At 65.0% G+C, this 21,759-nt stretch carries 25 protein-coding genes and 1 pseudogene; 7 read left to right on the top strand and 19 right to left on the bottom strand.

The window, feature by feature from the left end:
• Window positions 1-41: 41 nt before the first annotated feature.
• The 6 genes from ACVWY3_RS06340 to ACVWY3_RS06315 form a co-directional block, all read right to left on the bottom strand.
• Window positions 42-773 (bottom strand): GntR family transcriptional regulator, encoded by a 732-nt coding sequence (locus ACVWY3_RS06340; protein WP_456837698.1) that lies wholly within the window; start codon window positions 771-773, stop codon window positions 42-44.
• 431 nt (window positions 774-1,204) lie between these two features.
• Entirely contained in the window at window positions 1,205-2,512 is a 1,308-nt protein-coding gene (locus tag ACVWY3_RS06335) for an adenylate/guanylate cyclase domain-containing protein (RefSeq protein WP_456837697.1), read from the bottom strand.
• Between the two features lie 109 nt (window positions 2,513-2,621).
• Window positions 2,622-3,785 carry an ABC transporter permease gene (locus tag ACVWY3_RS06330; protein ID WP_456837696.1) on the bottom strand — a complete coding sequence of 388 codons (1,164 nt, stop codon included), beginning with the start codon at window positions 3,783-3,785 and terminating at the stop codon, window positions 2,622-2,624.
• Complete coding sequence (locus ACVWY3_RS06325; protein WP_456837695.1) at window positions 3,782-4,714, bottom strand: ABC transporter ATP-binding protein; 933 nt, start codon at window positions 4,712-4,714, stop codon at window positions 3,782-3,784. The genes ACVWY3_RS06330 and ACVWY3_RS06325 overlap by 4 nt, the downstream gene beginning before the upstream one ends.
• Complete coding sequence (locus tag ACVWY3_RS06320) at window positions 4,711-5,499, bottom strand: HlyD family secretion protein (RefSeq protein ID WP_456837694.1); 789 nt, start codon at window positions 5,497-5,499, stop codon at window positions 4,711-4,713. Before ACVWY3_RS06320 ends, ACVWY3_RS06325 begins: the two co-directional genes overlap by 4 nt.
• Complete coding sequence (locus ACVWY3_RS06315; RefSeq protein ID WP_456837693.1) at window positions 5,496-6,185, bottom strand: TetR/AcrR family transcriptional regulator; 690 nt, start codon at window positions 6,183-6,185, stop codon at window positions 5,496-5,498. Before ACVWY3_RS06315 ends, ACVWY3_RS06320 begins: the two co-directional genes overlap by 4 nt.
• Window positions 6,186-6,292: 107 nt before the next feature.
• Between ACVWY3_RS06315 and ACVWY3_RS06310 the strand changes: the two genes are divergently transcribed.
• Genes ACVWY3_RS06310 through ACVWY3_RS06300 form a run of 3 tightly spaced genes read left to right on the top strand, consistent with a single transcriptional unit; the run spans window position 6,293 to window position 7,512 of the window.
• Window positions 6,293-6,628: an ArsR/SmtB family transcription factor gene (locus ACVWY3_RS06310; protein WP_027560176.1), complete on the top strand. Its 336-nt coding sequence runs from the start codon at window positions 6,293-6,295 to the stop codon at window positions 6,626-6,628.
• Entirely contained in the window at window positions 6,625-7,086 is a 462-nt protein-coding gene (locus tag ACVWY3_RS06305; RefSeq protein ID WP_456837692.1) for an SRPBCC family protein, read from the top strand. The genes ACVWY3_RS06310 and ACVWY3_RS06305 overlap by 4 nt, the downstream gene beginning before the upstream one ends.
• A gap of 12 nt (window positions 7,087-7,098) precedes the next feature.
• Window positions 7,099-7,512, top strand: a complete 414-nt coding sequence (locus ACVWY3_RS06300; protein WP_456837691.1) for a GFA family protein — start codon at window positions 7,099-7,101, stop codon at window positions 7,510-7,512.
• 67 nt (window positions 7,513-7,579) lie between these two features.
• On the opposite strand, the pseudogene adhP reads toward ACVWY3_RS06300, so the two are convergent.
• The 11 genes and pseudogenes from adhP to ACVWY3_RS06245 form a co-directional block, all read right to left on the bottom strand.
• Window positions 7,580-8,603 (bottom strand): annotated as a pseudogene (gene adhP, locus ACVWY3_RS06295) (alcohol dehydrogenase AdhP).
• Between the two features lie 139 nt (window positions 8,604-8,742).
• Window positions 8,743-9,153, bottom strand: coding sequence for a DUF2000 family protein (locus ACVWY3_RS06290; RefSeq protein ID WP_456837690.1), 411 nt, complete (start codon window positions 9,151-9,153; stop codon window positions 8,743-8,745).
• A 121-nt stretch (window positions 9,154-9,274) separates the two neighbouring features.
• Window positions 9,275-9,664, bottom strand: a complete 390-nt coding sequence (locus ACVWY3_RS06285) for a DUF4189 domain-containing protein (protein WP_456837689.1) — start codon at window positions 9,662-9,664, stop codon at window positions 9,275-9,277.
• A 222-nt stretch (window positions 9,665-9,886) separates the two neighbouring features.
• On the bottom strand, window positions 9,887-11,491 hold the full coding sequence (locus tag ACVWY3_RS06280; protein ID WP_456837688.1) for an NTP transferase domain-containing protein: 1,605 nt from the start codon (window positions 11,489-11,491) through the stop codon (window positions 9,887-9,889).
• Window positions 11,488-12,189 (bottom strand): XdhC family protein, encoded by a 702-nt coding sequence (locus ACVWY3_RS06275; RefSeq protein ID WP_456837687.1) that lies wholly within the window; start codon window positions 12,187-12,189, stop codon window positions 11,488-11,490. The genes ACVWY3_RS06280 and ACVWY3_RS06275 overlap by 4 nt, the downstream gene beginning before the upstream one ends.
• 2 nt (window positions 12,190-12,191) lie before the next feature.
• Complete coding sequence (locus tag ACVWY3_RS06270) at window positions 12,192-12,515, bottom strand: XdhC family protein (RefSeq protein ID WP_456837686.1); 324 nt, start codon at window positions 12,513-12,515, stop codon at window positions 12,192-12,194.
• A 10-nt stretch (window positions 12,516-12,525) separates the two neighbouring features.
• Window positions 12,526-13,728 carry a vWA domain-containing protein gene (locus ACVWY3_RS06265; RefSeq protein WP_456837685.1) on the bottom strand — a complete coding sequence of 401 codons (1,203 nt, stop codon included), beginning with the start codon at window positions 13,726-13,728 and terminating at the stop codon, window positions 12,526-12,528.
• 122 nt (window positions 13,729-13,850) lie between these two features.
• Window positions 13,851-14,774, bottom strand: coding sequence for an AAA family ATPase (locus ACVWY3_RS06260; RefSeq protein ID WP_456837684.1), 924 nt, complete (start codon window positions 14,772-14,774; stop codon window positions 13,851-13,853).
• A gap of 61 nt (window positions 14,775-14,835) precedes the next feature.
• The gene (locus ACVWY3_RS06255; RefSeq protein ID WP_456837683.1) at window positions 14,836-15,642 is read right to left on the bottom strand and encodes an FAD binding domain-containing protein; all 807 of its coding nucleotides are present in this window, start codon (window positions 15,640-15,642) and stop codon (window positions 14,836-14,838) included.
• Window positions 15,643-15,671: 29 nt separating this feature from the next.
• Window positions 15,672-16,157 carry a (2Fe-2S)-binding protein gene (locus ACVWY3_RS06250; protein ID WP_456837682.1) on the bottom strand — a complete coding sequence of 162 codons (486 nt, stop codon included), beginning with the start codon at window positions 16,155-16,157 and terminating at the stop codon, window positions 15,672-15,674.
• A gap of 134 nt (window positions 16,158-16,291) precedes the next feature.
• A complete protein-coding gene (locus ACVWY3_RS06245; RefSeq protein WP_027560188.1) occupies window positions 16,292-16,738 on the bottom strand; it encodes an SRPBCC family protein in 447 nt (148 codons plus the stop codon).
• Window positions 16,739-16,924: 186 nt separating this feature from the next.
• On the opposite strand from ACVWY3_RS06245, the gene ACVWY3_RS06240 reads away from it, so the two are divergent.
• From ACVWY3_RS06240 to pcaC, 3 genes are all read left to right on the top strand, one after another.
• Window positions 16,925-18,280 (top strand): 3-carboxy-cis,cis-muconate cycloisomerase, encoded by a 1,356-nt coding sequence (locus ACVWY3_RS06240; protein ID WP_456837681.1) that lies wholly within the window; start codon window positions 16,925-16,927, stop codon window positions 18,278-18,280.
• A 96-nt stretch (window positions 18,281-18,376) separates the two neighbouring features.
• The gene (gene pcaD, locus ACVWY3_RS06235) at window positions 18,377-19,159 is read left to right on the top strand and encodes a 3-oxoadipate enol-lactonase (protein ID WP_456837680.1); all 783 of its coding nucleotides are present in this window, start codon (window positions 18,377-18,379) and stop codon (window positions 19,157-19,159) included.
• 125 nt (window positions 19,160-19,284) lie between these two features.
• On the top strand, window positions 19,285-19,677 hold the full coding sequence (pcaC, locus tag ACVWY3_RS06230) for a 4-carboxymuconolactone decarboxylase (RefSeq protein ID WP_456745766.1): 393 nt from the start codon (window positions 19,285-19,287) through the stop codon (window positions 19,675-19,677).
• Here the strand turns inward: pcaC and ACVWY3_RS06225 are convergent.
• Window positions 19,639-20,175 carry a hypothetical protein gene (locus ACVWY3_RS06225; protein WP_456837679.1) on the bottom strand — a complete coding sequence of 179 codons (537 nt, stop codon included), beginning with the start codon at window positions 20,173-20,175 and terminating at the stop codon, window positions 19,639-19,641. The two genes, pcaC and ACVWY3_RS06225, sit on opposite strands and share 39 nt — an antisense overlap.
• A 217-nt stretch (window positions 20,176-20,392) precedes the next feature.
• Entirely contained in the window at window positions 20,393-20,560 is a 168-nt protein-coding gene (locus ACVWY3_RS06220) for a hypothetical protein (protein WP_456837678.1), read from the bottom strand.
• A gap of 274 nt (window positions 20,561-20,834) precedes the next feature.
• Between ACVWY3_RS06220 and ACVWY3_RS06215 the strand changes: the two genes are divergently transcribed.
• Window positions 20,835-21,752: an ABC transporter permease subunit gene (locus ACVWY3_RS06215; RefSeq protein ID WP_456843301.1), complete on the top strand. Its 918-nt coding sequence runs from the start codon at window positions 20,835-20,837 to the stop codon at window positions 21,750-21,752.
• Window positions 21,753-21,759 lie beyond the last annotated feature (7 nt).

The following is a 21,759-nucleotide window of genomic DNA, read 5'->3' as shown; positions in this document are numbered from 1 at the left end:
CCCTGTACTCGTTATTGCTTGATGTCGTCGAAAAAGCCGCGTCAGCGGATCTCGGCGTGGTAGCGGAAGCGGTCAGCCGGTCCGCGCGAGCGGCGCCATTCGATCGGCCGCCGCTCGAGGTCGAGCGCGAGGCGCTCGATCACGATCAGCGGCGCGCCGGTCTCGAGCCTGAGCAGGCGCGCCTGCATCTCATTTGCAGTCTCGACCGTCAGGATTTCCTCGGCGGAAACCACCATCTCGCCGCAGCGCTCCTCGTAGAGCGGATACAGCAAGTCGCCGAATTCGGCGGTGTCGATCTCGAGGATCTTCGCGAAGCGCGACTGCTGCAGCCAAATCTCTTCGGCGAGCAGCGGCACGTCGTCGATCAGGCGCAGGCGCGATAGGCTGATCACGGGCTCGCCGACGGGAATGCGCAGCGCGGAGGCGACGGCCGAATTCGCCGGCACGCTTTTGCGGCGGATGATGCGGCTCTTCGGCACACGCCGCTCGCCGCTCTCGGACTGGAAGCGGAAGAAGCGGAACAGCGAGGAGTTGAAGCGCGCGCGGCGCACGAAGGTGCCGCGGCCCTGCTGACGCTCCAACACGGCATCGCTGACGAGCTGGTCGATCGCCTTGCGCACGGTGCCGATGGCGACGCCGTAATGCGCACCGAGCTCGGCCTCCGACGGGATCGGCTCTCCCGGCCGCCACTCATTGCGGTTGATCCGCGCGGCGAGATCGTCGCGCAGGCGCTGGTAGCGTGGAAGGCGGTCGTCGTGCGGAGCTGCATTCATATAGTCATATAGATGACTATATGAAATCGGAGTCAAGCGCTACGATAATACCACGCACGGCGAGAGGGCGGAAAAGCGGGTGTCGGGCTGGCAGACCTGCCGGCCCGACGCCGCTCGGAGCGTCAGTTCGCTGCCTTGGGCATGCAGGGCGGCCGCTTGTAAGGCGCCGACGCAAACGCCCCTGCCGCTGGCGCTCTCACGCAATCCGCAGTTGCCGGGGGCTGGGCGTGGCGCGGGACCGCGTCGCGGGCGGCGGCGGCCTGCATCTGGCAGGCGGCCGCAGCGATGAGGATGGCTGAGACAAGGGTCAATCGAGACATGGATCTTCTCCGCATGGCAAACGGAAGCCAAGAGCTTTCGACTTCCTGAGTGCGAGAGCGCAAAACGAGGCGGGATATTTCATCACGCGCGTTCAACGAAATGCGAGCAGTCTACCCCAGTTGAAACACCGGCACCGGCTGCTCGTAGCCGCGCACCTCGACTTCGCCGAGCGCGACGGCATCCTTGCCGTCATCGCCGAGCGCCTCGCGCACAGATGCAGAGATCAACAGCTGCGAGCCGAACTCCTTGTTCAGCGCCTCCAACCGCGAGGCGAAATTCACGGTATCGCCGATAACGGTGTATTCCTTGCGCCGGGGCGAGCCGATATTGCCGGCGACGACCTCGCCGAAATGGATGCCGATGCCGATCCGCAGCGGCCAGTTCGTCTCGGCGTTGATGCGGTCCATCGCGGTCAGCATCTCGCGGCCGGCCGCGACCGCGCGATGCGCGGCATCCGAGGCCTCCAGCGGCGCGCCGAACAGGGCGAGAAAACCGTCACCGAGAAACTTGTTCACGATGCCGCCTTCGCGGTCGAGGATATCGACCAGCACGGCGAAGGCGCCGTCGAGGCGGTCGACCACCTCCTGCGGCGTGCGCGACTGCGCCCCGGCGGTGAAGCCGCGGAAATCGACGAACATCACGGCAACGCGGCGAATGTCGCCGCCGGCGCTGGTGCCCTCCGCCATCAATCGTTCCACGACCTGCGGCGAAACGTGCTGGCCGAACAGGTTGGTGACCCGGTCGCGCGCGGTTGCCGCCGCAATGCTCGCTGCAAATTGGCGGCGAAGCTGCGCGCCGACCGTCCCCGCGAGCACGCCGCAGACCAAGATGATGAGGCTGCGCACTGCGTGGAAATAGGCCTGCGGCTCGCCGATACCGCTCGAGGGATCGTAGATCAACGCAACCGTCAGCAGTTGAGCGGCGGCGACGAGGCCGGTGAACGTGGAGAGCCAGAAGTCGAGCCGCAGGGTCGAGAGGATGACGAAGATGAAGTAGATCAGCGGCACGGCGAAGCCGAGCGCCGCGCTGGCGCCCATGGTGTGGATCTGGAGGAGAAGGATGAGCGTCGGCAGCGACGTCTCGATCAGCGCACCGACATAGCGCCTGACAACCGGGACGTCGCGATTGAGCCGGAGGTTGCGACGGATCTGGGCGTGGATCCAGACCTCCAGCAGGATGAAACCGGCCAGCAGGCCGTATTCGCCGACGAGCCCATTCGTTCCGTGCCAGACCCGGTTCACGACGGCAGGATCCACCAGGTAGATCGCGGTGAGGAGGACCATCATGACGCAGCCCGTCGTGATCAGCGTCCGCACCCGCAACAGTTCGGTACGGAGCACCTCCCGCGTGAGCTCGCGCTCGAAATCTTCCGAGAGCCCGGCGTGCTGCCGCGCCTTCCTGCTCGCGAACTTGGCCATTCCACCCCCTGGTCATTCCGGGGCGCGACGCAGTCGCGATCCCGGAAATCTCGAGATTCCGGGTCCACGCTACGCGTGCCCCGGAATGACTCTCAAGAGTTAGTTTGCCTCAATCTAGCGTGCGGCGGAAGCGCGTCACGGCGATGACCATGGCGAGCAGCATCAGGGCCGCCAGCGCCAGGGCGTCGAACCGCAGATTCTGCATGGTCGCGCCCTTCAACATGATCGCCCGGACGATGCGCAGATAATGCGTCAGCGGCAGGCCTTCGCCGAGATATTGCGCCCAGGCCGGCATGCCTGCGAATGGGAACATGAAGCCGGACAGCAGAATGCTCGGCAGGAAGAACATCATCGACATCTGCATGGCCTGGAGCTGGTTCTGCACCACGGTCGAGATCGTGTAGCCGATCGCGAGATTGGTGGTGATGAACAGTGTCGAGAGCAGCGCCAGCAGGACGAGATTGCCGAGCACCGGCACGCCGAACAGGAACACGCCGATGCCGATGATGAGGAAGGCCTGGACGAAGCCGACCAGCACGTAAGGGATGATCTTGCCGAACATCACCTCCACCGGCTTGATCGGCATCGACAACAGGCTCTCCATGGTGCCGCGCTCGACCTCGCGCGTGACCGACAGCGCGGTGAAGATCAGCATGGTCATGGTGAGGATGGTGCCGACCAAGCCCGGCACGATGTTGAGGCTGGAGGCCGCCGCCGGATTATAGCGGGCATGCGCCCGGATCTCGAACGGCATCTCCGGAGGATCGCCGATATAGAGATCGTGTGCGAGTGCAGTCTGCACCACCATGCCGAGCGAGCCGAGCGCCGAGCTGGCCGCCACCGGGTCGGTCGCGTCGGCGGCGACCAGCAGCGCCGGCTTGTCGCCGCGCCGTACCGCCCGCTCGAAGCCGCGCGGGATCTCGACCCCGAACAGCACCTTGCCGGATTTCAGCAGATTGTCGAAATCGTCGACGTCGTGCACCTCGTAGATGAAGCGGAAATAGGCGGTGTTCTCCAGCGCCTTCAGGATCGAGCGGGCGAGATCGGAATCCTCCTGGAGCAGCACGGCGCTCGGCAGATTGCGCGGCGTGGTGTTGATGGCGTAGCCGAACAGCAGAAGCTGCATGACCGGCAGCATCACGATCATCGCGAACGAGACGCGGTCGCGCCTCAGCTGGATGAACTCCTTGATCAGCATCGCATAGGAGCGCTTCCAGAAACCGAAGCGCTCGCGGATTTCGTGCCGTGGTGCGGCTTGGTCGACAGCGCTCATTGGAAATTGTCCTTGGAGCGGCTCATCAGCTCGATGAAGACGTCTTCGAGCGAGGGCGAGGATTTATGCCAGTGCAAGCCGCTCTTCTCGCGCCAGGGCGCGATGCTGGCTTCAAGTGCGGCGACGTCGCGGCCCGAGACGTGCAGCGAGGTTCCGAACGGCGCCACCATATCGATGCCGGGCTTGCCGGTGAGCTCGGCCGCGAGGCCGTTCAGGCGCTCGCCCGTGACGGTGTAGGTCGAGAGCGCGGATCCCGCGATCACCTCCTCGACCGTGCCGTGGGTCAGCAAATGGCCATAGGCGATATAGGCGATCTCGTGGCAGCGCTCAGCTTCGTCCATGTAGTGGGTCGAGACCAGCACGGTCAGCCCTTCAGCTGCGAGCGCGTGGATCTCGTTCCAGAAATCGCGCCGGGCCTTGGGATCGACGCCGGCGGTCGGCTCGTCCAGCAGCAGCAGCTTTGGACTGGGCAGCGTGCACGCACCCAGCGCCAGCCGCTGCTTCCAGCCGCCGGAGAGCTCGCCAGCGAGCTGCTCCTCGCGCCCCGACAGCCCGAGCCGCGTGATCATGTCGCGCGCGGCGTCGCGCGCATCGGCAAGACCATAGAGCCGCGCGACGAATTCGAGGTTCTCGCGCACCGAGAGGTCCTGATACAGGCTGAAGCGCTGGGTCATGTAGCCGACCTGGCGCTTGATCTTCTCAGCGTCCTTAAGGATGTCGTAGCCGAGGCAGGTGCCCTGGCCGCTGTCGGGCGTCAGCAGACCGCAAAGGATGCGGATGGTCGTGGTCTTGCCCGACCCGTTCGGCCCGAGGAAGCCGTAGATCGAGCCGCGCTTCACCTGCATCGACAGATCGTGCACGACCTCGCGCCCGCCGAACGATTTGGTCAGGCCCTTGACGTCGATTGCGATGTCGCTGCGGTCGTTCATCGCTTGTCCGCCACCGGCGTCTTGGGGTTGAGATAGACGTTGATCGGCTGCCCGACGCGCAAGGCGTCGGGACGCGAGGGCCGCGCCTGGATCAGATAGACCAGCTTATTGCGCTCCTCGAGGCTGTAGATGACGGGCGGCGTGTACTCCGCCGAAGTCGCGATGAAATAGATCTTCGCGGTAAGGTCCGCGGCGCAATTGTCGCAGGCGATGCGCACCGTGTCGCCGATCGCAAGCTTCGGCAGCTCGGTCTCCGGCACGAAGAAGCGCAGCTTCATGTTGCCGGGTGGCATGATCGACAGCACCGGCCGCTGTGCCGCTACCATCTCGCCCTCGCGGAAGTAGATCTGCTGGATGGTGCCGGCGACCGGCGCAAAGCCCTTGCGCCGCGCCATGCGCGTCTCCGACGTCGCCACCCGCGCCTCGGCAACGCGCAAGGCCGACACAGCCGAATCGAGATTGGCTTGCGTGCCCGATCCGGTCTTGCTCAGCGAGGCCGCGCGATCATAGGTCTGCTGCGCATTCGCCAGCGTCGCCTTGTTCTGGTTGAGGTCGGCGAGCTGGAGATCATCGTCGACTGAATAGAGGTGGTCGCCGACCTTGACCTCGTCGCCCTCGCGCACGTTCAGCTTCGTGACCCGGCCCGCTTCATCCGGGCTGACGAAGATCATGTCGGCCTCGACCCAGCCCTGGAAACCGGGGTCGCGCTTCTCGTTGCAGCCGGCAAGCCCGGTTGCGAGCACGAGGGTCAATGCAAACGTCAAAAATACCCGCGACGACCTCATGTCGTCCTCCGTTCGCCAAAAATCAAATCGAGATGGACGCGCAGCATGTCCTGCGCATCAAGGGGCGCGTGCCGCGCAAACAGGCTCTGCCAGATCACCGCGATCATCGCGGGCGCGACCAGGATCTGCGGATAGCGCGCAAGATCCTTCTCCTGGATCTCGCCGCGGGCGATGCCAAGCTCGATCAGGGTGCGCATCGTGGCGATGCCGCGCGAGACGACCTCGCGGTAGTAGAAGTCGGCGACGGAAGGAAAGCGCGGCCCCTCCGCCACGATCAAGCGCACCAGATCGCCGCGCCTGGTGCCGATCACTTCTTTCAGGAAATTGCGGGCGAAGGCCTCGACGAGATCGCGCACCGAGCCCGCCGGCGGCGGCAACTCCGTCAGCCGCGCCACCACGGGCACGATGACGATGCGCACCAGCTCCTCGAACATCGATTCCTTGTCCTTGAAGTGCAGGTAGATCGTGCCCTTGGCGACACCGGCGCGCTTGGCGATGTCGTCGAGCCGCGTCGCCGCGAACCCGCGCGCGATGAACTCCTCCATTGCGGCCTCCACGATCGCCGCACGCCGCTCGGCCGCGCGTGTGGCACGGTTCGAGGCAGGCCCCTCCTCGCTCGCTGCGGGGACGTTCGCGTTGGCGCGAGTTGCGGACGATGTGGTGGCTTTGATCGACTTCTTTGGCATCCTCAATATATGACTGACTAGTCAGTCATAGTCAAGTGACGCTTCGGTCCTGTTCGTCCGACGAATTAGTATTGACTAATGCATTAGCATTCGCTAGTTTAACTCACATGATTGAGCCCGCCCCAAACCCCGTCACCACCGTGATGCGCGCCCTCGCCGATCCGACCCGCCGCGCCGTGTTCGAACGTGTGTTCGAGAGCAAGGAGATCAGTGTTGCCGAGCTGACCCGCGGCAGCGGAGTCACCCAAGGGGCCATCTCGCAGCACCTGAAATCGTTGAAACAGGCCGGCCTCGTCGCCGAGCGCGCCGAGGGCCGTAACGTCTATTACCGCGCCGCGCCGCAAGGCCTCGCGCCGCTGGTCACCTGGATGGACCATTACGGCGTGTTCTGGCGCGAGCGTTTCCAGAACCTGCGTGACCTCTTGAAGGAGATCGACCCGTGAGTGCAGCCGCATCGCAAGCCGAAACCAAGGACATCGTCATCGACGAGGTGCTCCCTCATGCGCCGGAGACGGTCTGGAAGGTGCTGACCAATGCACAGCTGATCGCGCGCTGGCTGATGCAGCCGACCGGCTTCGAAGCGGTCGAAGGCAAGACCTTTACATTCCAGACCACGCCGGGCGGCCATTGGGATGGCGTCATCCATTGCCGGGTTCTCGAAGTCGTGGCTTTCAGCCGCCTCGTCTATGCCTGGAAGGGCGGCGACGAGCGCAACACCGGCTACGGCGCGCCGCTCGACACGGTCGTGACCTGGTCCCTCACCCCGGTCGAGGCCGGCACGCGGATCCGGCTCGTTCATGCCGGTTTCGTCCTGCCGAGGAACGAGTCGGCCTACAATGTCATGAGCGGCGGCTGGAAGAAGGTCGTTCGCCAGCTCGACGACATCTGCGGCGAGAAGTGAGGAGTTATCGCGATGACCAATCCCTTTACCGGCGGCTGCGCCTGCGGAGCCATCCGCTATTCGATTGTCGGTGAGCCGCTGTTCAGCAACCACTGCCAGTGCCGGGACTGCCAGCGCGAAAGCGGCAGCGGCCACGGCTCGTACGCGACTTTCGCGCGCGCCGGCGTCACGCTGACCGGCGAAGCGAAGCACTGGGACATGGTCGGCGACAGCGGCAATGTGAAGACGCGCGGCTTCTGCGTCCGCTGCGGCTTGCCCGTCTACATGACCTTCGCAGCGATGCCCAACATCTTCACCATCCGCGCCGCGAGCCTCGACGAGCCCGCCCGCTACAAGCCGCAAGCCGTGACTTACGCCGCACGCGGCCATGACTGGGATCGCCTCGATCCTGACCTGCCGACATTCGCGGGCATGCCGCCGGGCTGAGCCGCCAGATTCTTGTCTTGGCGCCTTTCCTTTACGCGAACCGGTATCCACTTCGCTCGAAAACGCTTTAGGCAAAATCCAGCACCATGCGGCCGTCGATCTTGCCGGCCTTCATCCGGTCGAAGACGTCATTGATTTGCGCAAGGGGCACCTTCGTCACCTCGGCCTTGACCTTGCCGTCGGCGGCGAAGGCGATGGCTTCGTCGAGATCACGCCTCGTGCCGACGATGGAGCCGCGCACCGTGATGCGCTTGAGCACGACGTCGAAGATCGGCGTCGGGAATTCGCCCGGTGGCAGGCCGACGAGGCTGACGGTACCCTTGCGGCGCACCATCTTCAGCGCCTGCGCGAACGCGGCGGTCGACACCGCGGTCACCAGCACGCCGTGGGCCCCGCCTCCGGTTGCCGTCAGAACCTTGTCCACCGCATCGGCTGCAAGCGCGTTGACCGCGAGGTCGGCGCCCGTCTCGCGTGCGAGCGCAAGCTTGTCCTCGGCGACGTCGATGGCGGCGATCTTGAACCCCATCGCCTTGGCGTACTGAACCGCGACATGACCAAGCCCGCCGACGCCTGAGATCGCGACCCACTCGCCGGGCCGGGCGTCGGTCTCCTTGTCCCTTGTAGGTGGTGACGCCGGCGCACAGGATCGGCGCGATGGCGGCGAAATCGATCGTCACCGGCAGCTTGGCGGCGAAGGCGACCGAGGCGATGACATATTCGGCGAAGCCGCCGTTCACGCTGTAGCCGGTGTTGTGCTGGTGCTCGCACAGCGTCTCCCAGCCGGTCTGGCAATATTCGCAAGCCATGCACGCATCGTGCAGCCAGGCGACACCGACGGCATCGCCGACCCTCAGACTCTTCACGCCGGGCCCGAGCGCGGCGATGATGCCGGCAGCCTCATGGCCGGGAATGAAGGGCGGCACCGGCTTCACCGGCCAGTCGCCGTGGGCGGCGTGCAGGTCGGTGTGGCAGACGCCGCACGCTTTGACCTTGACCAGGACCTCGCCCGGACCGGGCTGCGGCACCGGCACATCCTCGATCACCAGCGGCTTGCCGAATTGTTTGACGATGGCGGCTTTCATGGTCGGCATGAGTCTGCTCCATTGCAAGAATTGGAGCAGACTAGCGATGCCGTGCGGTGCGCCCTTGATTGGGGTCAAACGGCGCAACTTTATGCGCCGCAGACATATGATGACAGGGGCGTGATGACGTAGGCTAGTTGACGTCACGTCAGCTATGAAACTTCAAACCATCGACGATCTTGTCGATCACCTTGCGCTCGGCGCGCATCGCGATTCCGACGAGATTGAGATCGGTGCGCGCCACCGCCCGCACCGCCTCGCGATTGGCGGCATCATGCGTGGTCTTGAACATGTCCTCAGTATAGACGGCCGGCTTCACGTTGCGCGTGAGCGCACGATCGAGCGCCCGCGACAGCGCTGGGCCGTCGGCGCCGTAGATCAGGATCGGCTGGCCGATCAGCGAAAGATATTTTGTGCTTGAGGCGTCCTCATAGGGCTCGCCGATGCATTCGGGAAATGCGGCAGCGATGCCGCTGGTGAGAAAGGACGCGACGTTGAGCTTCTGCCAGGCCTGAAGATCGGTGCGGATTACGACGGCGATCTTGGTCTCGAATTGCATGCATGTCTCCACAAATTGTCATTCCGGGATGCGCCGTCAGGCGCAGACCCGGAATCTGGAGATTATTGCACGAATTCCGGGTTCGTCACTGCGCGACGCCCCGGAATCACGGCGGAGAAGTTCACCCCTTGGCGTCGCAGGCCCAGGCGCGGATCACGCATTCCTTGCCGCCATATTTGTAGCATTCGCGCGTAGCGGCATTGAGCGAGGCGGAGATCTTCGGCTTGACCGCATAGCCATAGGCGCCGCAGGGATTGGCGAGATCGACCGACATCGCCGCGCAAGCGCGCTTCATCGTGACCGTCGTGCATTCGCCCTTGCACTGCTTCTGCGCCGCGGCGCGCGCCTCGTGCTCGGCGCCGTAGTCATAGGCCTGGCCGTAGGCGCCGCACTTGCCGACCGCAATGGCGCCAGCCGCGTGCGCATCCGTAATGTGGCGAGCGCCAGCGACACAAACCGACAGCGCAAAGAAAAACATCGCGCAACGGCGCGCGATGACGTTTGAAGTCATGGAAAGCCCCTCCCCCCAAGGCAGGTGGAGGGAACTCTAAGCGGCGGTCGTTTCCACTTGGTGAACGGAGGATTGAAATCGATGATCTGTAATGTGTCACCATGCAAACTGTGCCGTAAGGTGGGCAAAGCGAAGCGTGCCCACCAATTCCGCGACATCGCGCAGAGAGATGGTGGGCACGGCGCTGCGCGCCTTTGCCCACCCTACGGCACTACGGCAGCGTCATCCGCGGCGTGCCGCTTCCAGCGCCTGCGGGGTGTCGATGTCGAGGAAGGCGCTCTCGCCATCAACGGGCACTTCGGCAACTGCCTCGGTATGCTTGGCGATCAGATGCCGCGCGCCGACATCGCCGTCGAGCGTCATCAATTCCTTGAAGAAGCGGCGCGACCACAGCACGGGATTGCCGCGGCGGCCCTCGCTCACGGGTACGACGATCAGATTGCCGCGATCCGGCGCAAAGCCATCGATGAGGCGGTCGATCAGGCCGGCATCGATCAGCGGCATGTCGCCGAGACAGACGATCGCGCCGTCGCAGGTCTCCGGCACTGCGGCGATGCCCGCCTTGACCGAGCTTGCGATGCCACCGGCGAAATCCGGGTTCTTGACGAAGCGCACCTTCAGGCCTGCGAGCGCCTGCTCGACCAGCTCGGCCTGGTGGCCGGTGACGACGATCACCTCGGAGGCCTTGGAGGCGAGCGCTTGCTCGGTCGCGATCCGTACCAGCTTCTTGCCGTCGAGTTCGGCGAGCAGCTTGTTGGGCCCACCCATACGGGTCGAGCGGCCCGCCGCGAGCACGATGGCCGCGACCTGGCTGTTGCCCTCGGTCTCGGGCTTGGCGCGCGGCTGCGGCCGCGTCACGATCTCCATCAAGAGGCCGCCGACGCCCATGCCCATCAGCTCGGAGCGGGTCACCTTGATGCCGGCAAGGAGCCGCATCAAGACCCAGTCAAACCCGTTCTCGACCGGCGAGCGCGCGCAGCCCGGCGCGCCCAGCACCGGCACGCCACCGGCACGCGCGATCAGCAGGAGATTGCCGGGATCGACCGGCATGCCGAAATGTTCGATCTCGCCGCCGATCCCGGTGACGGCGGCGGGGATCACGTCGCGGCGGTCGGCGATCGCGGACGCGCCAAAGACGATGACAAGCTCGGCCCCTAAGCCGAGCAATTCCGTGATGGCCGCCGACAGCGCACGTTCGTCGTGCTGCACCCGCCGCTCGGCGATGATGCTGGCGCCGGCCGGCGCGAGCCGCTCGGCGGTGACGCGCAGGGTCTTGTCGACGACCTTCGAAGAGAGGCCGGGCAGCAGCGTCGAGACTACGCCGACACGCTTGATGACGTAAGGTGCGACCTTCAGCACGTCCTTGCCGGCGGCCTTCACCGCGGCATCGCGCAAGGTCCCTTCGACGCCGAACGGGATGATCTTGACGGTGCCGACCATCTCGCCTTCGACCACCGGCTTGTAGGCGGTGAGCGTGGCGAAGGTGATGGCCTCGTCGATATTGTTGATGCGGTCGACCGCGGCGCGGTCGATCACCAGCACGCCGGGCCGGGCCGCGAACAGATTGGCGCGGCCGGTGAAGGCGCGTTCGACATGGATGCCCTCGCCGCCGACGGCAAGGGCGATGCTGGCGGCCGCGACGTCCTCGGAGACATCGCCGTCCTCCATGCGCACCACGACGATGTCCTTGATGCCGGCGCGCTCCAGCGCCTCGACCTCGGCAGGCCCGATCGTCGTGCCCTTCTTCAGCACCAGCGGTCCCTGGCGCAGGGTGTGGACGGTCACCCCGCCGATCGCATCCTTGGGGCTCGCCGGTCCGAACTTCATGCCGCTTCTTCTTTTTCTTTGGGTGGCAGGCGGAGCACCGCCGTGATCTCGGCCATGATCGCTACCGCGATCTCGGACGGCGAGACCGCGCCGATCGCAAGACCAATCGGCGCGTGGATGCGCGCGATGTCGCTCTCTTTGGCGCCCTGTGCCCGCAGCCTGTCGCCGCGCTTGGCGTGCGTCTTCCGCGAGCCGAGCGCACCGATATAGAAGCAGTTGCGCTCGAAGGCGTGCAGCAGCGCGGGATCGTCGATCTTGGGATCGTGCGTCACCGCGACGAAGGCCGTGTAGGCATCGACATTGAGCGGCGGCAGCGCCGTATCCGGCCATTCGGCAACGAGCGGAATGTCCGGGAAACGCTCGGGGCTCGCAAAGGCCGTGCGCGGATCGACGACGGTGACGTCATAGCCGAGCGAGCGTGCCAGCGGCGCCAGCGCCTGGCTGATATGGACCGCGCCGACGATGACGAGCTTTGCGGTCGGCGCGTAGACGTTGAGGAAGAGCTTCTTGCCGCCGGCCTCGACAATGGCGCTCTTGCCCATGCGAAGCTGCTTTTCCAGCTCAGCGCGCAGCGGGTCCTTGGCGAAATCGGCTGATTTCACCAGGCGCTGCTCGCCGCTCTCGGTGTCCGTCACCAGAATGACCGGCCGGCGCGCGGCGCGTTCGGCATTGAGTTCGTGCAGGATCGCGAGCTTCACGGCTAGCCGACCTTCTCGACGAAGACGCGAATGGTGCCGCCGCAGGACAGACCGACATTCCAGGCGGTCTCGTCGGCGACGCCGAATTCCAGCATCTTGGGCTTGCCGCTCTCGATCACGTCCATGGCCTCGGTCACCACGGCACCCTCGACGCAGCCGCCGGAGACCGACCCCAAGAACGTGCCATCATCGTTGATGACGAGGCTCGAGCCCGCCGGGCGCGGCGCCGAGCCCCAGGTCTCCACAACCGTCGCCAGCGCGACGCCACGGCCAGCCTTCTGCCAGTCCTCCGCCGCCTTCAGAATATCCTCGTCGCGATCGAGCATGGGTTGCCTCTCAAGCTGCGGAGCGGATCAGGCTGCGGTGATGCGGCGGCAGCGGCTGGGAGAGCGTCGTGATCAGCTCCTGGATCGAACTCAAATTATGTACCGGGCGGAATTCGTCAACGTGCGGGAGCATCATTTTGATGCCGTGGGCCTTGGCCTCGAAGCCGCCGAAGCGCAATAGGGGATTGAGCCAGATCAGGCGGCGGCAGGAGCGGTGCAGCCGGTCCATCTCAAAGGCCAGCCTGGAATCGGCCTCTCGCTCCAGCCCGTCCGAGATCAGGAGCACGATGGCGCCCTGGCTCAGCACCCGCCTCGCCCACAATTTGTTGAAGTTGTGCAGCGAAGCCGAGATCCGCGTGCCCCCGGCCCAGTCCTCGACCGAGGCCGAGCAGCTCGCCAGCGCCTCGTCCGGGTCGCGCTGGCGCAGTGCCCGTGTGACGTTGGTGAGACGGGTGCCGAACAGAAACACCGACACGCGCTTGCGGGCGTCGGTGATGGCATGGAGGAAGTGCAGGAACAGGCGGGTGTACTCGCTCATCGAGCCCGAGATGTCGAGCAGCGCGACGATCGGCGCCGGCTTCTCGATCCGCCCGAGGCGATGGATGTCGATGATGTCGCCGCCAGTGCGCAGCGACGCGCGAAGCGTGCGGCGCAGGTCCAGGCGCAGCCCGCGCGGATCGCGCTGGTGCCGGCGCGTCAGGAGCTCGGCCTGCGGCAGGTGCATCCGTTCGATCGCCCGCAAGGCCTCGCTGATCTCCGCCGCGCTCATCTGCGCGAAATCCTTCTTCTGCAGGATCTCCTTGTCGGAGACCGACAGGCGCAAATCCTGCTCCTGGTGCTGCGGCGTCTCGGTCATGCGCGGCTGCGACATCGCCTCCTGCACGCGGCGGGCGCCGGCCTGCGGCTTCTTCTTGGCCTGATCCGGCAGCGGCACCGAATCCAGCATGTGCTTCCACTCCTCCGAGGCGCGGAAGAACAGGTTGAAGGCGTGCCTGAAAATCAGCGCATGCTCGTGGCGCTTGACGAAGATCGCCTCCAGCGTGGTGAAGACGTCGGCGCGGTTGCCGATCTCGATCACCTGCAGCGCGCTCATGGCATCGATGACCGCGCCTGGGCCCACCGGCATGCCGGCAGCGCGCAGCGCGCGGGCGAAGCCGACGATGTTGTCGGCGAACAGCTCGGTTTGCTCCGGGGCAAGGTGGTTGATGGCCATGGTCTATCCTCGCTCCGTCATTCCGGGGCGTCGCGAAGCGACGAACTATGGTGCGCAATTGCGCACTTGAGAATCTCGAGGTTCCGGGTTCGATGCTGCGCATCGCCCCGGAACGACGACGATCAATTCTCGTTCGTCGCTTCCTTCAGCACCTTCTGCAAGGCATCGCCCTGCATCCGGGTAATATCGTCCTGGTACTTGAGCAGCGCGCCCAGTGTGTCGCCAACCACTTGCGGGGTCAGCGAGCGGGCATCGAGCTCCGACAGCGCAGTGGCCCAGTCGATGGTCTCGGCGACACCCGGCGACTTGTAGAAATCCTGGTCGCGCAGCGCCTGTACGAAGCGCACGACCTGCCGCGAGAGTTTTGCCGAGATGCCGGGCACGCGCGTCTTGACGATCGCGAGCTCGCGCTCGGCCGCGGGATAATCGACCCAGTGATAGAGGCAGCGCCGCTTCAACGCGTCGTGGATCTCGCGGGTACGGTTGGAGGTGATGATGACGATCGGCGGATGCGGCGCCTTCACGGTGCCGAATTCGGGGATGGTTACCTGGAAGTCACTGAGGATCTCGAGCAGGTACGCCTCGAACGCCTCGTCGGCGCGGTCGAGTTCGTCGATCAACAGCACCGGCGGGCCGGCGACGTCGGGCTCCAGCGCCTGGAGCAGCGGCCGCTTGATCATGTAGCGGTCGGCGAAGATGTCACTCGAGAGCTGATCGCGATCGGTATCGCCGGCGGCTTCCGCCATCCGGATCGCGATCATCTGCGCGGCGCTGTTCCACTCATAGACCGCGGAAGAGACGTCGAGGCCCTCATAGCACTGCAGGCGGATCAGCTTCCGACCCAGGGCCATCGAGAGCACCTTCGCGATCTCGGTCTTGCCGACGCCGGCTTCGCCTTCCAGGAACAGCGGCCGGCCCATGCGCAGCGACAGATAGGTCACCGTCGCCAGCGACCGCTCGGCGAGATAGCCGCGCGAGGTCAGAAGTTCGAGCATCGCATCGACCGATGCCGGCAAAGCACCGGAAGAATTGGCCGCTGAATTCATGAAAAAGCCAGTCTCGCTACGCCCCCACCAGGGACAAGTTTGGCCGAGGCGTGAGGTTCACTCACGCCTTGGCGTTGGCGGCGTCGAGGGCACGCCGCGTCAGCACCCCGATCAGATGCGCGCGATATTCGGCGCTGCCGTGGATGTCGCTGTTGAGGCCGTCGGCCCGCACCTCGATGCCTTCGATCGCCTTCGACGCGAAGCGCTTCTTCAGGGCTTCCTCGAACGCGGTGACGCGGAACACGCCTTCGGAGCCGGCGCCGGTGACCGCGACCCGCACATCCGACGGGCGCCGTGCCACGAACACGCCGACCAGCGCATAGCGCGAGGCCTGGTTGCGGAATTTGACGTAGGCCGCCTTCTTCGGCAGCGGGAACATCACCTTGGTGATGATCTCGTCGGCCTCGAGCGCGGTCGAGAACAGGCCCTGGAAATATTCTTCCGCCTTGAGGCGGCGCTTGTTGGTGACGATGGTCGCCCCGAGCGCGAGCACCGCGGCTGGATAATCGGCGGTTGGATCATTATTGGCGAGCGAGCCGCCGATCGTGCCGCGGTGGCGCACGGCGGGATCGCCGATTCCGCCGGCAAGGCTTGCCAGCGCCGGGATGGCCTCACCGACGATGGCGGAGGTCGCGACCTCCGCGTGCTTGGCGGTGGCACCGATCACCAGCGAGCGGCCTTTCATCTCGATCGTGTTGAGCCCCTCGATATGGGAGAGGTCGACCAGATGTGGGGGGCTGGCGAGACGCTGCTTCATGACGGGAATCAGCGTGTGGCCGCCGGCGATCACCTTGGCGTCCTCGTTCTTCACCAGGAGGTTGGCGGCCTGCCGCACGGTCCCGGGGCGGTGATATTTGAATTCGTACATCTGAATGTCCTGATCGCGGGATGCGCGGGTTAGGCGAGATCTGATTTCGCCATCGCCTTGGCGCCGGCGGAGATCGAGGCGACGATGTTCTGGTAGCCGGTGCAGCGGCAGAGATTGCCTTCTAGTTCTTCCCGGATCGTGTGGTCGTCGAGTTCATGGCCCTTGCGATAGACGATGTCGATCGCGGTCATGATCATGCCGGGCGTGCAGAAGCCGCACTGCAGGCCATGGTGCTCGCGGAAGGCCTCCTGCATCGGATGCAGCGGCGCGCCGTCGGCAGCCAGTCCCTCGATCGTCTTGACCTCATGGCCGTCGGCCATCACGGCAAGCGTGGTGCAGGACTTCACGGCCTTGCCGTCGAGATGCACGACGCAGGCGCCGCACTGCGAGGTGTCGCAGCCGACATGGGTGCCGGTCAGCCGCAGATTCTCGCGCAGGAACTGCACGAGGAGCGTGCGGGGATCGACATTGGCCGTTACAGGATTGCCGTTCACGATGAGGGAGATTTTTGCCATAAGCACTCTCTATCAGCACCCCGACGGGTCCCGTCGAAGCGTTCTTATAATTATTCCAACCCATCATATGGGCCATTGTGCCCTGGGGCAACATCACCCCGGACGCAAGCCGCCATGCCGAAAGGCGATAGGCCTCAGCCCTGTACCGCCTTGGCGAAGTTCGCGAAAAACTCGTCGGCCAGTTTCTTGGCGGTGCCGTTGATCAGGCGCTGGCCGAGCTGCGCCAGCTTGCCGCCGATCTGCGCCTCGACATCGTAGGAGAGCAGCGTCCCGCCGTCCTTCTCGGCGAGCTTGACCGCGGCGCCGCCCTTGGCGAATCCGGCCACGCCGCCCTCGCCTTCACCTGATATCTTATAGCCGTTCGGCGGGTCGAGATCGCTCAGCATGACCTTGCCCTTGAAGCGCGCCGAGACCGGCCCGACCTTCATTTTTGCCGTTGCACGGAAGCCGCCGTCCTCGGTCTTCTCCAGCTCCTCGCAGCCGGGGATGCAGGCCTTGAGCACCTCGGGATCGTTGAGCTTCTCCCAGACGGCCTCGCGTGGCGCTGCAAGCTGGACTTCGCCGTTCATCGTCATGGCCATGGGGCGCCTCCCGGGGATATCAGATTTGGATCGGATCAGAATAATATTGCTCAAGTAACGCACGGAGGCCGCAAAGGAAAGGGCGGTGCCCGGTCACGTGCAATGCATATTCGCAACTGCAAAAGACTTGCGTCGATGGTTTGGGATTGGCACAGGCGGGTCATTGGTGGTTAGGTCACGCATAATATGAGCACATCCCTCTCCCCCCTGCTCGCGCCGATGCTGTCGAGCCCGGCCATGCGCGTGGTCTGCGACGACCGGTCGACCCTCCAGAACATGCTCGATTTCGAGGCAGCCCTGGCACGCGCAGAGGCCGCAACAGGCGTGATTCCCACATCCGCCGCCAGCGCGATCGAAGCCGCCTGCAAGGCCGATGCCTTCGACATGGCCGCGCTGGCGGAGGCCGCGACGCGGTCCGGCAATCTCGCGATTCCCCTCGTCAAGGTGCTGACCGCCAACGTCGCCAAGGCCGACGCAGAGGCCGCCCGCTACGTCCATTGGGGCGCGACCAGCCAGGACGTCATCGACACCGCGACCATGCTCAGCTTGCGCGCCGGCGTCGACGCGCTGGACGCCGACCTCAGCCGCGCCATCAAGGACTTTGCCGCGCTCGCGCGCAAGCACCGCGACACCGCGATGGTGGCACGGACGTGGCTGCAGCACGCGCTGCCCATGCCGTTCGGCCTGAAGGCCGCGGAATACGCATCAAGCCTTGCCCGCGCGCGCTGCCGCTTGCGGCGACTCGCCCGCGAGGGCCTCGCGCTACAATTCGGCGGTGCCGCCGGCACGCTCGCCGCGCTCGGCGACAAGGGACTCGTCGTTGCGGAGCGATTGGCTCAGGAGCTGAACCTGCCGCTACCGGAAGCGCCCTGGCACACCCATCGCGACCGCATCGCCGAGGCGGCTTCGAGCTTTGCGATTCTCGCCGGCAGCTGCGGCAAGATCGCCCGCGACGTCTCGCTGATGATGCAGACCGATGTCGGCGAAGCGTTTGAGCCGGCCGGCGAAGGCCGCGGCGGCTCCTCGACCATGCCGCACAAGCGCAACCCGGTCGCCTCCGCCAGCGCGCTCGGCGCCGCTATCATGGCGCCGCAACTCGCCGCGACGATGTTTGCCGCGCAGGTGCAGGACCATGAGCGCAGCGCCGGCCCCTGGCACGCGGAATGGCCGACGCTGCCGCAATTGATGCTGGTCGCCTCGGGCGCGCTTGCCGCGATCGTCGACATCGCCGAAGGCCTCGACGTCGATGCCGCGCGGATGCGCAGCAACCTCGATGCCACACACGGACTGATCATGGCGGAAGCGGTCACCTTTGCGCTCGCCGAAGAGATCGGCAAGAGCGATGCGCATCATCTGATCGAGGCCGCGAGCAAGCGCGCGGTTGCCGAGAAGAAGCATCTGCGCGAGGTGCTGTCGGCAGATTCTCAGGTCACCGCGCACCTTGCGCCGGAAAAAATTGCGGCATTGTTCGAGCCGATGGCCTATCAGGGAGCTTCGCAAGCCCTGATCGACCGCCTGCTCGATTCATTGGATATCTCCTGATGTCCTTGCCGGGCTTGACCCGGCAATCCATCATCGGAGAAACATGCATTCGAGATGGATCCGCGCGTCAAGCCCGCGCATGACGAGGAAAATATCATGCCCATGATCGATGCCGACGGTTGCCTGATCAACGTCTCCGTCGAGGGCCGCGACGGCGGGCCGACCCTGATGCTCTCCAATTCGCTCGGCTGCACGCTGCAGATGTGGGAGCCGCAGATGAAGGCGCTGACGCAGGTGTTCCGCGTCATCCGTTACGATCGCCGCGGCCACGGCAAGTCCAACGTTCCGCCCGGCCCCTACACGATGGAGCGCTTCGGCCGCGACGTGCTCGCGATCCTCGACGACCTCAATATCGAGAAGGTGCATTGGTGCGGCCTGTCGATGGGCGGCATGGTCGGACAATGGCTGGGCGCGAATGCGCCGGAGCGTTTCGGCAAGCTGATCCTCGCCAACACCTCCTGCTACTATGCCGAGCCGACCAAATGGCTGGAGCGCATCGACGCTGTGAAGAAAGGCGGCATCGCAGCGGTGGCCGATGCCGTGCTCGCGGGCTGGCTGACGGCGGATTTCCGCGAGCGCGAGCCTGAGATCACCGCAAGAATGAGGTCGATGCTACTTGCCTCTCCCGTGGAGGGCTACCTCGCCTGCTGCGAGGCGCTGTCGACGCTCGACCAGCGCGCGCTGCTGCCGAAGATCAAGAGCCCGACGCTTGTGATCGCCGGCCGCCACGACATGGCAACGCCAATCTCGGCGGGCGAATTGATCCGCTCCAACATTCCCGGCGCTAGCATGACCATCATCGACGCCGCGCACATTTCCAATGTCGAGCAGCCGCACGCGTTCACCGAGGCGGTGGTCGGCTTTCTGACACAGCACTAGCTACCCCGTCATTCCGGGGCGCCTCGAAGAGGCGAACCCAGAATCTCGAGATTCTCAGGTGCGCAATTGCGCACCATAGTTCGATGCTTCGCATCGCCCCGGAATGACTGCCTGGAGGAAACATTATGGACGACCAGAAGCGCCGCGATGCCGGCATGAATGTGCGCCGCAAGGTGCTGGGCGATGCCTGGGTCGACAAGTCGATCGCGAACCGCAATGCCTTCAACACCGACTTCCAGGACCTGATCACGCGATACGCGTGGGGCGAGATCTGGACCCGGCCGCATTTCGACGAGCGCACGCGACGCGTGCTCGTGATCGGCACCATGGTCGCGCTCGGGCAATGGGACGAATTCCGCCTGCACGTGCGCGCGGCGCTGGCCGAGGGCGGCTTCACACCCGACGACATCAAGGAAATCCTGTTGCAGCAGGCGATCTATTGTGGCGTGCCGGCGGCGAACCACGCCGTCAAGGAGGCTTCAGCGATTGTGCAGGAGCTCGGCCTGCTCAAGAGCTAACGGCGCGGGGGCCTCGACGGCCTTCTGGACCATCTTGGGCGCTGCCGCCGGCTTCTCGATCACCACCACGATCGCGGCGCCAAGCAGGAGCAGGAGCTCGGTGGCGTGCAGCCGCAGCGCGGCCATTTCGCCGACCTTGGAGGCCATCACCATGCTCGCGAACGAGATCAGACTGCCGATTGCAAGCGCGATGCCCAGCGCTTCGTCGCCGCTGCCGCTCTTGCGGGTGCGCGGAATGCACAGCAGCACGAGATAGATCGCGAAGAACGCCACCACGGTCGCCCGGCCGAGCGCCAGCAGCCAGGCCGCGCGCACCGTTTCCATCCCCGCCATCAGGAGATGGTCGCTGAGGAACAGGGCCACCGCGACGCTCGGCCGCTCGTAAAGGCCGTGCACCGGCGAGATCACGATGTTGAAGGCAACGAGGGCCCAGGCCGGGATGAAATAGGCCGCCAACAGCGCGCCGTTGACCGAGCCGATCCGCCAATTCCTGAACATGCCGCTTCCCGCTTCGCCTGCCACGCGCCTTCGTTGGGAAGGCTTTGCCGGGAGCTAACTCGCATCAGACTGTGGCGGCAATTTAAACCCTTTGTTTACCTTAACCGGCCCGGCGCATCGCCCGCCGGAGAAAAAAAGGCCCCGCCTTTCGGCGGGACCCCCTTTACTCCCCTTCACCCCTGGACTCCCTTGGTGGACTCCCTTGGGCTCCCAAAACTTATTCCTGACTACGCTGGCCACTCTGCTGGCCGGGGCGGTCGCCCTGGCGCATCGGATCCTGCTGCTGCTGTCCGGGTTTCTGGCCGCCGCCCTGCTGCTGTTGCGGGGTGCGCTGGCCGGGATTCTGACTCTGCTGGCCCGGATTCTGGTTCTGCTGCTTCGTCATTCGGGGAAACTCCCTTGTTGGACGTCAGAGCGGAGATAACCGGCCGCCCGCATTTTGGTTGCCCCCAGGAACCCGGTTCCTCGCACCTGCGGAACCGCCGAAATGGCGTTCGTAGCCGAAATGACCTCTGTACAAGCCTCGATGCCAAGGCCTCGGCTGTTGCGGCGGCCAGTTCCCTCCTGTTAGAAAACGAGACGAACGCTCAAGGGCTGCCGGGGCCCAAGAACTCTCTCAAGAGCTCCCTTTGAGCCGCGTCAGGTTGGTACGGCAGTCCATGGATTATTTCGCCCAGCAGCTCATCAACGGCCTCGTGCTTGGCTCGATCTACGGCCTCATCGCCATCGGCTACACGATGGTCTACGGCATCGTCGGCATGATCAATTTCGCCCATGGCGATATCTTCATGATCGGCGGCTTCATCGCGCTGATCACTTTCCTGATCCTGATCTCGCTCGGCCTGACCGCGATCCCGGTCATTCTGCTCGTCGTGCTCCTGGTCTCGATGACCATCACCGCACTCTATGGCTGGACCATCGAGCGCATCGCCTACCGCCCGCTGCGCCATTCCTTCCGCCTGGCCCCGATGTTGTCGGCGATCGGCATGTCGTTCGTTCTGACCAACTATTCGCAAGTTGCGCAAGGCGCGCGCGTCAAACCGATCCCGCCATTCATCACCGGCGGCTACACCCTGCATGAGAGCCCGGACGGTTTCGTCATCCAGCTCTCCAACATCCAGATCATGGTGGTCATCACCACCATCGTGCTGCTGGCGATCTTCACCTGGCTGGTCTCACGCACGCGGCTCGGGCGCGACATGCGCGCCTGCGAGCAGGACCAGACCATGGCGGCGCTGCTCGGTGTCGACGTCGACCGCACCATCTCCATGACCTTCGTGATCGGCGCCGCGCTCGCCGCGGTCGCTGGCCTGATGTACCTGCTCTATTACGGGCTGGTCGATTTCTTCATGGGCTTCGTCGCCGGCATTAAGGCGTTCACCGCGGCCGTGCTCGGCGGCATCGGTTCGCTGCCCGGCGCCATGCTCGGCGGCCTTGCGATCGGCCTGATCGAGACGTTCTGGTCAGCCTATTTCTCGGTCGAGTACAAGGACGTCGCGGCGTTCTCGATCCTGATCGTCGTGCTGATCTTCATGCCGACCGGCCTGCTCGGCCGTCCCGAAGTCGAAAAAGTCTGACGGTCCG

Source organism: Bradyrhizobium sp. USDA 4486 (assembly GCF_054057995.1).
Note: the sequence above shows the minus strand (reverse complement) of the source record. Positions and strands in the feature narration are given on the sequence as shown.

Coding starts and splice junctions, on each gene's coding strand:
- ACVWY3_RS06260 (WP_456837684.1), bottom strand. CDS start 14,774: ATGAATTCAGCGGCCAATTCTTCCGGTGCTTTGCCGGCATCGGTCGAT.
- ACVWY3_RS06225 (WP_456837679.1), bottom strand. CDS start 20,175: ATGTTCAGGAATTGGCGGATCGGCTCGGTCAACGGCGCGCTGTTGGCG.
- ACVWY3_RS06265 (WP_456837685.1), bottom strand. CDS start 13,728: ATGGCCATCAACCACCTTGCCCCGGAGCAAACCGAGCTGTTCGCCGAC.
- ACVWY3_RS06310 (WP_027560176.1), top strand. CDS start 6,293: ATGATTGAGCCCGCCCCAAACCCCGTCACCACCGTGATGCGCGCCCTC.
- ACVWY3_RS06290 (WP_456837690.1), bottom strand. CDS start 9,153: ATGCAATTCGAGACCAAGATCGCCGTCGTAATCCGCACCGATCTTCAG.
- ACVWY3_RS06315 (WP_456837693.1), bottom strand. CDS start 6,185: ATGCCAAAGAAGTCGATCAAAGCCACCACATCGTCCGCAACTCGCGCC.
- ACVWY3_RS06280 (WP_456837688.1), bottom strand. CDS start 11,491: ATGAAGTTCGGACCGGCGAGCCCCAAGGATGCGATCGGCGGGGTGACC.
- ACVWY3_RS06325 (WP_456837695.1), bottom strand. CDS start 4,714: ATGAACGACCGCAGCGACATCGCAATCGACGTCAAGGGCCTGACCAAA.
- ACVWY3_RS06220 (WP_456837678.1), bottom strand. CDS start 20,560: ATGACGAAGCAGCAGAACCAGAATCCGGGCCAGCAGAGTCAGAATCCC.
- ACVWY3_RS06245 (WP_027560188.1), bottom strand. CDS start 16,738: ATGGCCATGACGATGAACGGCGAAGTCCAGCTTGCAGCGCCACGCGAG.
- ACVWY3_RS06340 (WP_456837698.1), bottom strand. CDS start 773: ATGAATGCAGCTCCGCACGACGACCGCCTTCCACGCTACCAGCGCCTG.
- ACVWY3_RS06270 (WP_456837686.1), bottom strand. CDS start 12,515: ATGCTCGATCGCGACGAGGATATTCTGAAGGCGGCGGAGGACTGGCAG.
- ACVWY3_RS06240 (WP_456837681.1), top strand. CDS start 16,925: ATGAGCACATCCCTCTCCCCCCTGCTCGCGCCGATGCTGTCGAGCCCG.
- ACVWY3_RS06335 (WP_456837697.1), bottom strand. CDS start 2,512: ATGGCCAAGTTCGCGAGCAGGAAGGCGCGGCAGCACGCCGGGCTCTCG.
- ACVWY3_RS06285 (WP_456837689.1), bottom strand. CDS start 9,664: ATGACTTCAAACGTCATCGCGCGCCGTTGCGCGATGTTTTTCTTTGCG.
- ACVWY3_RS06320 (WP_456837694.1), bottom strand. CDS start 5,499: ATGAGGTCGTCGCGGGTATTTTTGACGTTTGCATTGACCCTCGTGCTC.
- ACVWY3_RS06330 (WP_456837696.1), bottom strand. CDS start 3,785: ATGAGCGCTGTCGACCAAGCCGCACCACGGCACGAAATCCGCGAGCGC.
- ACVWY3_RS06300 (WP_456837691.1), top strand. CDS start 7,099: ATGACCAATCCCTTTACCGGCGGCTGCGCCTGCGGAGCCATCCGCTAT.
- pcaC (WP_456745766.1), top strand. CDS start 19,285: ATGGACGACCAGAAGCGCCGCGATGCCGGCATGAATGTGCGCCGCAAG.
- pcaD (WP_456837680.1), top strand. CDS start 18,377: ATGCCCATGATCGATGCCGACGGTTGCCTGATCAACGTCTCCGTCGAG.
- ACVWY3_RS06255 (WP_456837683.1), bottom strand. CDS start 15,642: ATGTACGAATTCAAATATCACCGCCCCGGGACCGTGCGGCAGGCCGCC.
- ACVWY3_RS06215 (WP_456843301.1), top strand. CDS start 20,835: ATGGATTATTTCGCCCAGCAGCTCATCAACGGCCTCGTGCTTGGCTCG.
- ACVWY3_RS06250 (WP_456837682.1), bottom strand. CDS start 16,157: ATGGCAAAAATCTCCCTCATCGTGAACGGCAATCCTGTAACGGCCAAT.